Origin of the sequence: Spongiactinospora gelatinilytica (genome assembly GCF_003236385.1) — a bacterium.
Lineage (GTDB): Bacteria > Actinomycetota > Actinomycetes > Streptosporangiales > Streptosporangiaceae > Spongiactinospora > Spongiactinospora gelatinilytica.
Genome location: NZ_POUA01000031.1, coordinates 22,107 through 34,993, shown reverse-complemented (window position 1 = coordinate 34,993; position 12,887 = coordinate 22,107). Strand labels below are relative to the sequence as shown.

General features: G+C 71.9%; 12 protein-coding genes. 10 read left to right on the top strand and 2 right to left on the bottom strand.

Features of this window, described 5'->3' with window-relative positions:
* The first annotated feature begins 125 nt into the window (after positions 1-125).
* From tenA to C1I98_RS06645, 5 genes are all read left to right on the top strand, one after another.
* Positions 126-821 carry a thiaminase II gene (tenA, locus tag C1I98_RS06665; RefSeq protein ID WP_111166186.1) on the top strand — a complete coding sequence of 232 codons (696 nt, stop codon included), beginning with the start codon at positions 126-128 and terminating at the stop codon, positions 819-821.
* A gap of 240 nt (positions 822-1,061) precedes the next feature.
* A complete protein-coding gene (locus C1I98_RS06660; RefSeq protein WP_158557939.1) occupies positions 1,062-2,906 on the top strand; it encodes an asparagine synthase-related protein in 1,845 nt (614 codons plus the stop codon).
* A 78-nt stretch (positions 2,907-2,984) separates the two neighbouring features.
* Positions 2,985-3,977 carry an ABC transporter ATP-binding protein gene (locus C1I98_RS06655; protein ID WP_111166184.1) on the top strand — a complete coding sequence of 331 codons (993 nt, stop codon included), beginning with the start codon at positions 2,985-2,987 and terminating at the stop codon, positions 3,975-3,977.
* Positions 3,974-4,792 carry an ABC transporter permease gene (locus C1I98_RS06650; RefSeq protein WP_111166183.1) on the top strand — a complete coding sequence of 273 codons (819 nt, stop codon included), beginning with the start codon at positions 3,974-3,976 and terminating at the stop codon, positions 4,790-4,792. The genes C1I98_RS06655 and C1I98_RS06650 overlap by 4 nt, the downstream gene beginning before the upstream one ends.
* 66 nt (positions 4,793-4,858) lie before the next feature.
* Positions 4,859-7,387 (top strand): glycoside hydrolase family 31 protein, encoded by a 2,529-nt coding sequence (locus tag C1I98_RS06645; protein ID WP_111166182.1) that lies wholly within the window; start codon positions 4,859-4,861, stop codon positions 7,385-7,387.
* Here C1I98_RS06645 and C1I98_RS06640 read toward each other — a convergent pair.
* Entirely contained in the window at positions 7,374-7,694 is a 321-nt protein-coding gene (locus C1I98_RS06640) for a hypothetical protein (protein WP_111166181.1), read from the bottom strand. The genes C1I98_RS06645 and C1I98_RS06640 overlap by 14 nt on opposite strands.
* Positions 7,695-8,014: 320 nt before the next feature.
* Here C1I98_RS06640 and C1I98_RS06635 point away from each other — a divergent pair, with 320 nt between their 5' ends.
* Together C1I98_RS06635 and C1I98_RS06630 are read left to right on the top strand one after the other, a co-directional pair.
* Positions 8,015-8,869: a helix-turn-helix domain-containing protein gene (locus tag C1I98_RS06635; protein WP_111166180.1), complete on the top strand. Its 855-nt coding sequence runs from the start codon at positions 8,015-8,017 to the stop codon at positions 8,867-8,869.
* 21 nt (positions 8,870-8,890) lie between these two features.
* Positions 8,891-9,112 (top strand): DUF397 domain-containing protein, encoded by a 222-nt coding sequence (locus C1I98_RS06630; protein WP_199536762.1) that lies wholly within the window; start codon positions 8,891-8,893, stop codon positions 9,110-9,112.
* Positions 9,113-9,184: 72 nt separating this feature from the next.
* Here the strand turns inward: C1I98_RS06630 and C1I98_RS06625 are convergent, their stop codons facing one another.
* On the bottom strand, positions 9,185-9,775 hold the full coding sequence (locus C1I98_RS06625) for a GrpB family protein (protein ID WP_111166179.1): 591 nt from the start codon (positions 9,773-9,775) through the stop codon (positions 9,185-9,187).
* Positions 9,776-9,923: 148 nt separating this feature from the next.
* Here C1I98_RS06625 and C1I98_RS06620 point away from each other — a divergent pair, with 148 nt between their 5' ends.
* Genes C1I98_RS06620 through C1I98_RS06610 form a run of 3 tightly spaced genes read left to right on the top strand, consistent with a single transcriptional unit; the run spans position 9,924 to position 12,882 of the window.
* The gene (locus tag C1I98_RS06620; RefSeq protein ID WP_111166178.1) at positions 9,924-11,153 is read left to right on the top strand and encodes an ABC transporter substrate-binding protein; all 1,230 of its coding nucleotides are present in this window, start codon (positions 9,924-9,926) and stop codon (positions 11,151-11,153) included.
* A complete protein-coding gene (locus C1I98_RS06615; RefSeq protein ID WP_146607313.1) occupies positions 11,150-12,058 on the top strand; it encodes a carbohydrate ABC transporter permease in 909 nt (302 codons plus the stop codon). Before C1I98_RS06620 ends, C1I98_RS06615 begins: the two co-directional genes overlap by 4 nt.
* A complete protein-coding gene (locus C1I98_RS06610; RefSeq protein WP_199536761.1) occupies positions 12,055-12,882 on the top strand; it encodes a carbohydrate ABC transporter permease in 828 nt (275 codons plus the stop codon). Before C1I98_RS06615 ends, C1I98_RS06610 begins: the two co-directional genes overlap by 4 nt.
* Positions 12,883-12,887: the final 5 nt, after the last annotated feature.

Here is a 12,887-nt window from a genome sequence, read left to right as displayed (position 1 = left end):
CGGTGACGTCCCTTCGCTAGTCCGAACTAGAGCAGGTTCTACGGGTGTGATCTCAGCCCGGCGCGCCGGGCTGAGATCACACCCGTAGAACCTGCTCTAGTTCGGACTAGCGAAGGGACGTCACCGTGGGTGAGGGTTCGTTCTGCACTGAGGTCTGGCAGCGCACCGCGAAGCTGGTGCGGGCCATCCACGAGCACCCGTTCAACACCGCGCTGGGCGCGGGCACGCTCGACCGCGACAAGTTCGCGTTCTACATCGTCCAGGACGCCCGCTATCTGGAGGCGTTCTCCAAGGCGTTGGCCACCGCCTCCACGCGCGCCGGCGACGTCGGCGAGGCGGCCTTCTACGCGCAGAGCGCGAACACCGCGCTGACCGCGGAGGCGTCGCTGCACGCCGGTTACGTCGAGGAGTACGGCCTGAGCCCGGACGACCTGTCCGGGATCGCGACCTCGCCGACCTGTCTCGGCTACTCGTCGTACTTGCAGGCCACCGCGCTGTCGGCGCCCTACCCGGTGCTCGCGGCGGCGGTCCTCCCCTGCTTCTGGGTCTACCAGGACGTGGGCGCGGCGCTGCTCGAGCGTACCGCCGGCGCCGCCGACCACCCCTACCGCGCCTGGATCTCCACCTACGCCGACCCGGCGTTCGCCGAGTCGGTCACCCAGGCCAAGGAGATCACCGACCGGCTGGCCGCGGCGGCCGGCCCGGAGACCCGCGAGCAGATGGTCCACGCCTTCTGCCGGGCCACCGAGTACGAGTGGATGTTCTGGGACAGCGCGTGGCGACAGGAGACCTGGCCCACCGCGGAGTGGGTCTCACTTTGAGCCGACCCCGAGTCGGGGGCCGCTGTCGATATCCGGCGCGCCCAGGGATGCATACCAAGATTGTTCGCGGAGCGTAACCCTTCGGATACTTATGGTGACCACTTCCTGATGGGTAGAACATGGCGGGTGACCGAAGGTCTATCGCGGAAAGGAGCGCGGTCCCATGAGCGCGACAGATATCCGGCCTGCCCGGCAGTCCCGGTTTCCCGATCTCCAAGCCTGACGGGCGGGGGAACAGCGGTGCGAGGGGAGCCGTGGTTCGCCGTCCTTCCCGACGGGGCGGCCGGGGCCGCCGCGGCAGGGGCGCTGCGCCCGTGGGCGAGCGGTGTGATCGATCACGCGTCCGGCCGTCCGTGGCTGGTCGGCGAGTGGCCGTGTGATCAGATCCGCCACGCCCGCGCGGGCTCGGCGCAGGTGGCGGTGCTCGGGCGATGCCCGGTCACCACCGCCGACCTGGCGCGGCGGCTGGACCGGATACGTGATCTGAACGAGGTGGAACGCGTGGTCGCGGGGCTGCCCGGCAGCTTCCACCTGATCGCCGCGGTCGGCGGCAGGGTGCGAGCCCGGGGCAGCGCCTCGGCGGTGCGCCGGATATTCCAGGCCCGGGTGGCGGGCGTGACGGTGGCGGCCAGCCGCTCCGACGTGCTGGCCACGGTGACCGGCGCGCCGGTCGACGAGGGCGTCCTCGCCGCGCGGCTGCTGCCGTACTGCGCGGCCTGGCCGCTCCAGCAGGCGGGGGTGTGGCGCGGCGTCACCGGGGTGCCGCCCGACCACTGCCTGATCCTGGAGCCGGACGGCACGGCGACGCTGCGCCGCTGGTGGAGTCCGCCGGAGCCGGCGCTGCCGCTGGCCGAGGGCGCGGAGGCGGTGCGCGACGCGCTGGTCGCGGCGGTCGGCTCCTGCGCCAAGGGCGGTTCCCACTACGGCGACACGATCAGCGCCGACCTGTCCGGCGGGCTCGACTCCACCGCTCTGTGCTTCCTGGCCGGGCGCGGCTCGGGCCGCCTGGTGACCATCCACCGCCAGGGCGCCGACACCGGCCCCAGCGGGGCGGGCGACACGGTGTGGGCGCGCCGGGCCGCCGCGGCGCTGCCCAACGCCAGGCACCTCACGGCCGAGCGCGACGACGTCCCGCCGTGGTTCGGCGGGCTGACCGAGCCCCGGCAGGCCCTGGAGGAGCCCTCCGGCTGGGTGCGTGACACCGCGCGGATCGCCTACGTGACCGACCGGCTGATCGCGGCCGGCTCCTACCTGCACCTGACGGGGGTGGGCGGCGACGAGTTGTTCTCGGTCCAGCCGTCCTATCTGCACGATCTCGTCCGGCGCCGGCCGCTGACCGCGCTCGCGCACCTGCGCGCCCACCGCATGCCGTGGTGGCGGGCGCTGCGGGAACTGGCCGAGCGCGACTCGCACGCCGCGTGGCTGGCGGAGTGCGCGGGCGGCCTGAGCAGCGAGCCCGCGTCCGGTGGCGCGCTCGCGCTGACCTGGGGCACGCCGCCGCGGATGCCCGTGTGGGCCACCGGGCAGGCGGTCCAGGCGGCCCGTGGCGTACTGTCCGGGATCGCCGACGACGAGCCGCCGCCGCTGTGCCGGCGCCGGGCCCAGCACGCGGCCCTGCTCCAGGCGCGTACGGCGGGCGCCGGGCTCCGGCAGGTCGAGCAGGCCACCGTCCGCCTCGGGCTGCCCTACGCCGCGCCCTACCTGGACGACCCCGTGATCGAGGCGGCGCTGTCGGTACGGCCGCACGAACGCGGCGCGCCCGGGCTGCGCAAGCCGCTGCTCGCCGCCGCGATGGACGGGCTGGTGCCGCGGCCCTTCCTCGGCCGCCCGCCGCGCAGCGGGCCCGCGGCCGAGTTCTACGCGGGGCTGCGCCGGCACCGCACGGAGTTGATGGACCTGTTCTCCTCCTCGCTGCTCGCCCGGCTCGGGCTGATCGACCCCGCGGCCCTGCGGGCCGCCCTCACCGGGCCACGGCCGCCGCTGCACGCCGTCGCCCCGCTGTCGCGGACCCTCGCCTGCGAGATCTGGCTGCGCTCGCTGTCGGGGCGGGAGCGGCTGTCCGCGATGGCGATCGGAGGACGCTGATGCCGCCCGTGACCTGCGCGCCCGCGCCGCCACCGGCCCCATGAAGGGCCCGACCGACCACGCCCGGCCGGGGGCGTGATGGCACCCGACACCACCCACCACCGCCGGACCGGCCTGCACCGGCGCAACGCGCCCTGGGGGGCCTCGCCCGCCGTCTACACCCGGGCGCTGGCCAAGTCCTACCGGGGCGTGCCCGCCGTGGCCGGGATCGATCTCAGCGTGGAGGCCGGCGAGCTGTTCGCGTTCGTCGGCCCCAACGGGGCGGGCAAGTCCACCACCATGGCCATGCTGTGCACGCTGCTGCGCCCGACCGCGGGCCAGGCGCGGGTGGCGGGGGTCGACGTCCTCGCCGACCCGGTGGAGGTCAGGCGGCGCATCGGCCTGGTCCTCCAGGACTCGGCGTGCGACGGCGACCTCACCGTCGCCGAGCACCTGCGCTTCCACGCCGCGCTGCACGGCATGGGCAGGCACGAGACCCGCCGCCGCATGGACGAGGCGCTCGACCTGCTCGGCCTGTACGACGAGCGCGACATCCGGGCGCGGGCCCTGTCGGGCGGCGGCAGACGCCGCCTGGCCATCGCCCGCGGGCTGCTCACCTCCCCGCAGGTGCTGTTCCTGGACGAGCCCACCCGCGGGCTCGACCCGGCCGCCCGCGCCCAGGTCTGGGAGCACCTGCTCCAGCTCCGCCAGCACAGGGCCCTCACCATGTTCCTGACCACCCACTACCTGGAGGAGGCCGACCACTGCGACCACGTCGGCATCATCGACGGCGGCCGGCTGCTCGCCCACGACTCGCCCGCGGCGCTGCGCGCGGCGCTCGGCACCGACCGGGTGCACCTGCGGACCGCCGACGACCGCACCGCCGCGATGTTGCTGGCGCAGCGGATGGGCGTGTCGGCCACCCGCGGCCCGGACGGCCTGCACCTGCGGCTCCCCGGTGCGGCCGCGGCGATCCCGCGGCTGTGCGCCGAGTTGCGCGTCCCCGTGCTGTCGGTCGAGGTCAGGCGGCCGGGGATGGACGAGGTCTTCCTGCACTACACCGGCCAGAGAATGGGAGGGTCCCCGGCATGATCTGGATCGGCCGCGCCGGAGCGCGGCGGCGGATGCTGTGGGAGACGAGGGCCGCCGGGGTGGTCTGGCGGCGGGAGATCCTGCGCTGCCTGCGCAACCCCGCCCAGGTGGCGCTGGTCCTCTCCCAGCCGCTGATCTACCTGGTGGTGCTGGGCACCGGGCTCGGCTCGCTCATCCCGGACGCCCCGCCGGTCGGCGACTACCGCACCTACCTGTTCCCCGGCGTGCTGGTGATGACGGTCTACCTGCCGGCCGTCGCCACGGGGGTGTCCATCGCCATCGACAGGGAGACCGGCTTCCTGCGCGAGATGCTGGTCGCCCCGGTACACCGGGCCAGCCTGCTGGCCGGGCGGTGCGCGGGCGGCACGACGGTCGCCGCCTGCCAGGGTGCGCTGGTGCTGGCGCTGGCGGGGGTGGCCCGGCTGCCCTACGACCCGGCGCTGCTGGCGACGCTGGCGGCGGAGCTGACGCTCATCGCGTTCACCTTGACCACGCTGGTCACGCTGCTGGCGGTGTCGGTCGGCCGGCGGCAGACCCTGCACGCCGTGCTCGGGTTCACGATCACCCCGATGATCTTCCTGTCCGGGGCGCTGTTCCCGGTGTCCGGCCTGCCGTCCTGGCTCGCCGGCCTGGCGCTGGCCAACCCGCTCACGTACGTGATCGACCCGCTGCGGCAGACCATCGCGCCCTACCTGAACGGCCGGGCGTCCATGACCGCGGGGCAGCCGGCGGCGGTCCGCGAACTGGCCGTGACGGCGGTCGTGGGGCTGCTGGCCCTGCTGCTGGCGGCCCGGCGGATGGCGAGGGCCGGGTGAGGACGCGAAGGGGGCGCGTGCCGTTCTGCCCGCGTACAGTGGGGGTGTGCTGCCGGTGAGGCGGACATGAAGCGCGCGGTGGCGGCGCTGGTGCTGCTGGCCGGCGGGCTGTTCGCGCTCGCCCCCGAGACCTCGGCCTCCGCCGTCCGGCGGGCCGGGTTCGTCTCCGGCGGGGCCTATCTGATCGTCGAGTTCCTCGACGACGACCTGGTGCACTTCGAGCTGTCGGCGGCCGGGCCGGGTCCGGGCACCGACGCGCCGCTGTTCGTCACCCCGCAGGTCGCCGAGACCGGCTATCCGGGGCCGAGCGACTTCGCCAGGAACGGCGACACGTTCACCACGCCGGGCCTGCGGGTCGAGGTCGCGCCCGCGTCGCTGTGCGTCACGGTCCACGACGCGGCCGGGCGCCTGCTGCACCAGGCGTGCCCGCGCAACCTCGACCAGCCATGGAAGGGGCTGACCATCACCAGGGGCGGCGTCCAGCACGCCTACGGCCTGGGCGAGCAGTTCCCGCGCGGCGGCACCGCCGACGGCGACTGGGTGGGCCGCGTCCGCACGCCGGGCGGGCCGTACGGCAACGCCATGGTCTTCGACCCCGACAACGGGTCGGTCGGCAACGCGCAGATCCCGGTGCTGTTCGCGGTGGGCGCGGCGGGCCTCAACTACGGGATGTTCCTGGACCAGGCCCACAGGCAGCAGTGGGACCTCACCGGCGACCCGTGGACCGTCGAGACCTCGGGCGATCGACTCCGCTGGTACATCATGACCGGCCCCGACCTTCCCGACCTGCGGCGCGACTACATGGAGCTGACCGGCCGGCCGCCGGTGCCGCCGCGCAAGGCGTTCGGCATGTGGGTGTCGGAGTACGGGTTCGACGACTGGGCGGAGGTCGACGACCGGCTGAACGGCCTGCGCGCCGCGCGGTTCCCGGTGGACGGGTTCGTACTGGACCTGCAGTGGTTCGGCGGGGTGCGCGAGGGCGCCGACGACACCCGGATGGGCTCGCTGACCTGGGACCTGACGAAGTTCCCCGACCCGGCCGGGCGCATCGCCCGGTACGAGGCCGAGCAGGGCGTCGGGCTGATCCCGATCGAGGAGTCCTACGTCGGCAGGGCGCTGCCCGAGCACGCCGACCTGGCCGGGCGCGGCTTCCTGGTTAGGGCCGGCTGCGCCACCTGCCCGCCGGTCTACCTGGCCCAGGACGACAAGGACTGGTGGGGCAGGGGCGGCATGATCGACTGGACGCTCGGCGCGGCAGGCGACCACTGGCACGCCGTCAAGCGCAAGCCGCTGATCGACCAGGGCGTCCTCGGCCACTGGCTGGACCTCGGCGAGCCGGAGATCTACGACGCGGGCGACTGGACCGCCGGGTTGCTGCCGGGCGAGCACGCCCACGCCGGTTACCACAACCTCTACAACCTGGCGTGGGCGGCGAGCGTGGCCAGGGGGTATGCGGCCGAGCCGCGCCGGCCGTTCCTGCTGACCCGCTCGGGCGCGGCCGGCATCCAGCGGTACGGCGTGGCGATGTGGTCGGCCGACATCGGCTCCCGGCTGACCGCGCTGGCCGACCAGCAGAACGCCCAGATGCACATGTCGATGTCCGGGATCGACTACTTCGGCTCCGACATCGGCGGCTTCCGCCGCGAGATGCTCGACTCCGACCTGTCCGAGCTCTACACCCAGTGGTTCGCCGACGCCGCGTGGTTCGAGGTGCCGATCCGCCCGCACACGGAGAACCTCTGCAACTGCTTCCAGACCTCCCCCGACCGGGTCGGCCACACCGCGAGTAACCTCGCCAACCTGCGGCGGCGCTATGAGCTGACGCCCTACTACTACTCGCTGGCGCACCGGGCGCACCGCACCGGGGAGCCGCTGGTGCCGCCGCTGGTCTACCACCACCAGGACGACCCCAATGTGCGGGAGCTGGGCCATGAGAAGCTGATCGGCCGTGGCCTGCTGGTCGGCGTGGTGGCCGGGCGCGGCGAGCGGGAGCGCGACGTCTACCTTCCGGCGGGCGTCTGGTACGACTACTACTCCGGCGCGCGGACGGAGAGCGCCGGGCAGTGGACGGGCCGCCGGCCGCTGTGGGTGGACGGGGAGTTCCGGCTGCCGGCGTACGCCAGGGCCGGGGCGATCATCCCGAAGATGGCGGTGGACGAGGCGACCATGAACGTCTTCGGCAGGCGCACCGACGGCACCCGCAGGGACGAGCTGATCGTCAGGGTCTATCCCGGCGCGACGGCCTCGGAGTTCACCCTGTACGAAGACGACGGCACGACCACCGGCTACCAGCGGGGCGAGGTCCGCACCACCGCGCTGCGCCAGCAGGTGACGGGGTCCACCGCCACGGTCGTGGTCGGCCCGGCCGAGGGCGACCACCCGGGCGCCGTGCCGGCCCGGCCCAACGTGGTCGAGCTGGCCGGGCGCGCCTCCGCCGTGAGCCTGAACGGCGCGCCGCTCCCCCGGCACGCCACCAGGGACGCCTTCGAGACGGCGGGCAGCGGGTGGTACGACGGCGGGGACGGCTACGTGCTCGCCAAGTCCGCCGCGATGGACGTGGGCGCGGCCAAGACGTTCGCCTTCACTCTGGCGTAGCCGGACACGTGCCGCTCCTGCGCCTGACCGCCACCGGCCGGTCCATCGGGAAGGCGACCCACTCGTCGCGCTCGGTGGCCAGCGACCGGCAGTGCCGGTGGATGGCCGCGACGTCGTAGGCCCGGCCCTCGGCGTCCACTCCGATGTAGTTGCCGCAGATGTAGGCGGGCTCCATGACCAGCCAGTCGCCGAGGTCGATCAGCCGCTCCGGGCTCAGGTAATCCTGTACGGCGCGGCGCACGACGTCGCCCTCGCACACGTCGCGGGGATCGTGGATGGTGAGCTGGTGCCACGTGCCGTCGATCACGCGTGAAATCCTCCTCTCACCCTCAGTGACCGTCAAGGCGAACGGGAGCACCAAGCGTGACCGGCTCCGGCCACCCGTGATCATGGCGGCCTGGCCAGAAATCTCCTGTTCGCTAAGAAATGCACGCTTTGTAATAGAAAGGGTGATACGCGCGCATTGCCGGGAAGGGAAGAAGCGCCCTCATTGTCTGTGATACCGTGCATTCCGAAGATGCATACCAGAAGTAGTGGAACACGGTATGCTCGGGGGATTATCCAATTTTGTCCGTAGTTTGATTTACGGAATGCTCGGGGCAACGACTCCATAGTGTGAGGTGAATCATGGCCGACACCAGTCCGACGGTGCGGCGCAGGCGGTTGGCCGCCGAGCTTCGCAGACTTAGAAAAGAGTCCGGCCTGACGTCAGAATACGTTGCCCAGCAGGTAGGTCTGGCGCAATCATGGATGAGCCGCGTCGAATCCGGGCGTCAAGGTATCCGGCTGAACGACCTACGGGTGCTGCTGGACATCTACCACGTCCCGACGGACCAACGCGAGGAGTTGATGACCCTCGCCCGCCAATCCCGGCAACGCGGTTGGTGGCATTCTTATGGCGACGCCATTCCCGAATGGTTTCAGGTCAGAATCGGCCTGGAGGCCGAGGCGACCCGGCTGCGTTCCTACACCGTCGAACTCATCCCCGGGTTGCTGCAGACCGCCGACTACTACCGCAGACTGCTCATCAGCCAATATCCCACGTCCGGATCGAACGACATCGAGCGCATGATCGACTTCCGGCTCGCCCGGCAGGAACGGCTGGTCGGCAACGAGTCCCAGGACCTCTCGTTCATCATCAACGAGGCGTGCCTGCACCGTCTGCGCGCCGACCCGGAGACCAGCCGGGGCCAGCTCACCCGGCTGACCGAGCTCGCCGAACTACCCAACGTGGACCTGCGCATCCTGCCGTTCTCCGCGGGGATGCACACCGGCATCGACGGAGGTTTCGTGCTGCTCGGTTTCGCGCCGCCCGACCCCGACGTCGTCTACATCGAGTATCGACGCAACAGCCTGTTCCTGGAAGACGCCACCCAGGTCGAGAGCTACAACTGCGTTTATCGCGACCTGCACGAGGCATCCCTCAGCCGCGAAGAGACGCATGTTCTCCTGACCGGCTTCGCGAAGAGCGCGGCCGGCTGACAGCCGCCAGAAGGATCGATCATGGACATGATCACAGTGACACCCGAAGAACTGAGAGCCGCCGCATGGCGCAAGTCCAGCCACAGCAACGCGGGCGGAGATTGTGTGGAGACCGCCGTGCTGAACGGCGGAATCGTGGCAGTACGGGACAGCAAGGATCCCGACGGCCCCGTACTGCTGCTCGGCGAGCGACATTTCCGGCGTTTCATCGCCGATATCAAAACCGGACGACTGGAGCGCTGACCGGCCCCGCCGTACGGGGAGCCCTCCAGGTCGCTGGGGGCTCCCCGGCGGGGCGAGCACCGCGCGGCCAGGTCAGGGGGCCGGGTCCGCGCGTTCCATGATGTCCTGGACGACCGAGGTCTTGGCGTCGGCGTAGTGCTGCACGTGCCGCCAGATACGCCGGGCCAGCTCGCGTTTGGCGTCCGCGTACTTGTTCCGGTCGGCCTCGTCGGCGCGCAACCGGTCACGGAACCTCAGCATCCGGTCGGTCTCGGCGACCCCTTCGCTGAACACGTGCATGTTGATGTCGGTGTCCGGTCCCTTGAGGAGCCGGTGCTCCAGCCATTCGGCCTCGCGGATCCACAGCCGGTACCCGGCCGCCTCCAGAGGCGGGACATAGGCGGACTCGTCGGCGGAGTCCGGTACGACCAGCAGCATGTCGATGACCGGCTTGGCGCACAGGCCCGGCACCGAGGTGGAGCCGACGTGCTCCACGCGCAGGGCGGTGCCGCCGAGCACCGAGCGGACCCGCTCGGCCTCCCTGGCGAACAACTCGGGCCAGCGCGGGTCGTACTCGGCGAGGCGGACGGGCGCGTTGTGCGGCCGGACCGGCCCGAGCCGGTACTTCTGGACGTCCGCGTCGCTGGTGTACGCGGGCTCGGCGCCGCTCTGGGCCGATGTCATCGATGATCTCCTTTCCGCGGGCAAGCCTCGCAACATAACAAGGATCCGGGGCGACCCATAATCGCGACTCTCCGCCATAGCGTTGACGACGTCAGATGTCTTACCTATGGTCCGAACCGTGTGACCCACGACACACGCTGGAGGGGCGATGCGGAGGGTCGGACCTGCTCGGTGGGCGGCGCTGCTGGTGGTGCTCGCCGCGTCCCTGACCGGCTGCGGCGGCGGCGACGGCGGAGACGGGCCGGGCGCGCTCCGCTTCTGGCACTTCTACGGCCCGCCGGACAGCGCCACCGGAGGCCCGCTGGTCAAGCTGATCGAGAAGTACGAGCGGGCCCACCCCGGCGTGACGGTCGAGGTCAGGCACATCCCGTTCGGGGAGTTCAACCGCACGCTGCTCCAGGCGGCGGCCGGGCGCGAGCTGCCGGATGTCGCGCTGATCGGGGCCACCGCGACGCAGGCCATGGCCGAGGCAGGCATCATCTCGGACCTCACCCCGCGGGTCACCGCCTGGGGGAAGCAGGCCGGCTTCCTGCCGGCGAGCTGGAACACCACCCAGGTCGGCGGCAAGACGTACGGCCTGCCCCACGTCGCCGACAGCTACGCGATCTACTACAACACCGACATCTTCCGCCGGGCCGGGACCGAACCGCCCAAGACCTGGGCCGAACTGGGCGAGACGGCCCGGAAACTGGCCCGCGACGGCCGGCAGGGCCTGGCCATCAGCGGGATCGAGGGCGAGGAAGGGGCCACCGCGCTCGTCATCCGGCTGCTCGCGGCGGGCGGCGACCCGGCGAAGGTGGACACCCCGCAGGGCCGGGCGGCCCTCCGCCACCTCAAGGTCATGGTGGACCGCGGGGCCGTCTCCAAGGGGATGCTCGGCTGGAACGAGGAGGACGTCAAGAACCAGTTCGCCAACGGCCGGGCGGCCATGATGATCAACTCGGCCACCTACGTGAGCACGCTCCGCACTGAGAACCCCGACCTGAAGTGGGACGTGGCGCTGCTGCCCGGCGACGCCCGGCGGACCACCTTCCTCGCCGCCGAGAACCTGACGATCACCTCCGGCAGCGCGCGCCCGGACGCCGCCTGGGACCTGCTGACCTGGATGCAGCGGCCCGACGTGCTCGCCGAGTACCTCCCCGCGCGGAACAAGCTGCCCGCCAGGACCGACGTCCCCGACGACGGCGACGAGATCCGCGCGGTGTTCCGTGAACAACTCCGCTCGGCCTGGGCCCCGACCGGCGCGCTGGCCCGCAACTCGACCGAGGTGTTCACCCACATCCAGGGGGCGCTCCAGGCCGCGGTCAGCGGCTCGGTACCGGTGGAGCGGGCCCTCGCCGACGCCCAGCGGAAGATCGACGAGGCGCTGACCCGGTGAAGCCCTCCCGCGCCCGGGCAGGGCGGCCGAGCGTGCCGCCGGTGGCCTATGCGTTCGTGCTGCCCGCCGTGCTGTTCATGGTGGCGACGGTGCTCTACCCGCTGGCCTTCACCGTCGACCTGAGCTTTCGCGACGTCGGGCTCAGGGAGATCGTGGCCGGCGGCGGCGAGTTCGCCGGCCTGGCCAACTACCGGGCCGAGCTGGGCGGCGCGGAGTTCCGCTCCGCGCTGTGGACCTCCATGGTCTACACCGTGGTCAGCGTGGCGCTGTCGTTCGCCGCCGGGCTCGCGCTCGCGGTGTTCCTCAACCACAGGTTCCCCGGCCGCGGCCTGCTGCGCTCGGCGCTGCTGGTGGCCTGGGTGCTGCCCTCCGTCGTCAGCGCCAACATCTGGCGCTGGCTGCTGGACGGCACCTACGGCCTGCTCAACGCCGCGCTGCGCGGGCTCGGACTGCTCGACGCCGACGTGTTCTGGCTGGTGCAGCCGGCCACCGCGCTGGCGTCGGTCATCGTGGCCACGGTGTGGTCCACCGCGCCGTTCGCGATGATCCTGCTGCTGGCCGGGCTGCAGAGCATCCCCGGCCCGGTGCACGAGGCGGCCACCATCGACGGGGCCGGGCCCTGGCAGCGGTTCTCGCGGATCACGCTGCCCCTGCTGCGCCCGGTCAGCGTGACGGTACTGCTGCTGCTCTTCGTCACCACGTTCAAGACCTTCGACACGATCTACCTGATGACCAGGGGCGGCCCCGGCGACGCCACCACGATCCTGCCCATCCACGCCTACCTGGAGGCGTTCTCGTTCTTCCGGTTCGGCACCGGGGCCGCGGCCACCACGATCATGCTGCTGATCCCGCTGGCGCTGAGCCTGTTCTACTTCCGCGCGCTGCGCAGGGAGGAGGTCGCGTGAAGGGGTCGCGGGCCTGGCTGAGCACGGTGCTGGGGGTCGTGGTGGCGGGGGCGTACCTCGTCCCGGTCTACTGGATGGTGGTCACCTCGCTGAAGGAGCCGGGCGACATCTTCGCCACGCCGCCCCGGTTGCTTCCCGCGCCCGCCACCCTGGGCGCGTACACCGGCAGCGTCCTGGGCAGTCCCGGGGTGCTGCGCGGGCTGGCCAACAGCACGATCATCGGCCTGGCCACCACGCTGGTGACACTGGCCCTCGCGCTGCCCGCCGCCTACGGCCTGGCCCGCTTCCGCATCCGGTTCGCCAACGCCGTCCTGCTGCTCTTCCTGGTCGCGCAGATGATCCCGGCGATCAACGTGGCCCTGCCGATGTTCGTGATCTTCAGCCGCCTGGACATGGTCAACACCTATGCCGGGCTGGTGCTGGCCAACTGCTCGCTGGCGCTGCCGCTGGCGGTGACCGTGCTGCGCCCCTACTTCCTCACCGTGCCCGGGGAGGTGGTGGAGGCCGCGCGGGTGGACGGCTGCGGCCACTGGTCGGCGTTCTGGCGGGTCGCGCTGCCGGTGTCGGTGCCGGGGATGGTGACCGTGGCGGTGGTGAGCTTCCTGGGGGCCTGGGGGGAGTTCGTGTTCGCGCTGTCGCTGACCACGCGGGAGGAGATGCAGCCGGTCAGCGTGGTACTGGCCGGGCTGACCAACGCCTTCGGCACCCGCTGGAACGACGTGATGGCCGTCTCGGCGGTCGTCGCCCTGCCGATCTTCCTGGCGTTCCTCTTCCTGCAACGGTTCGTCGTGGGCGGGCTGACCGCCGGGGCGACCAAGGGCTGAACCAC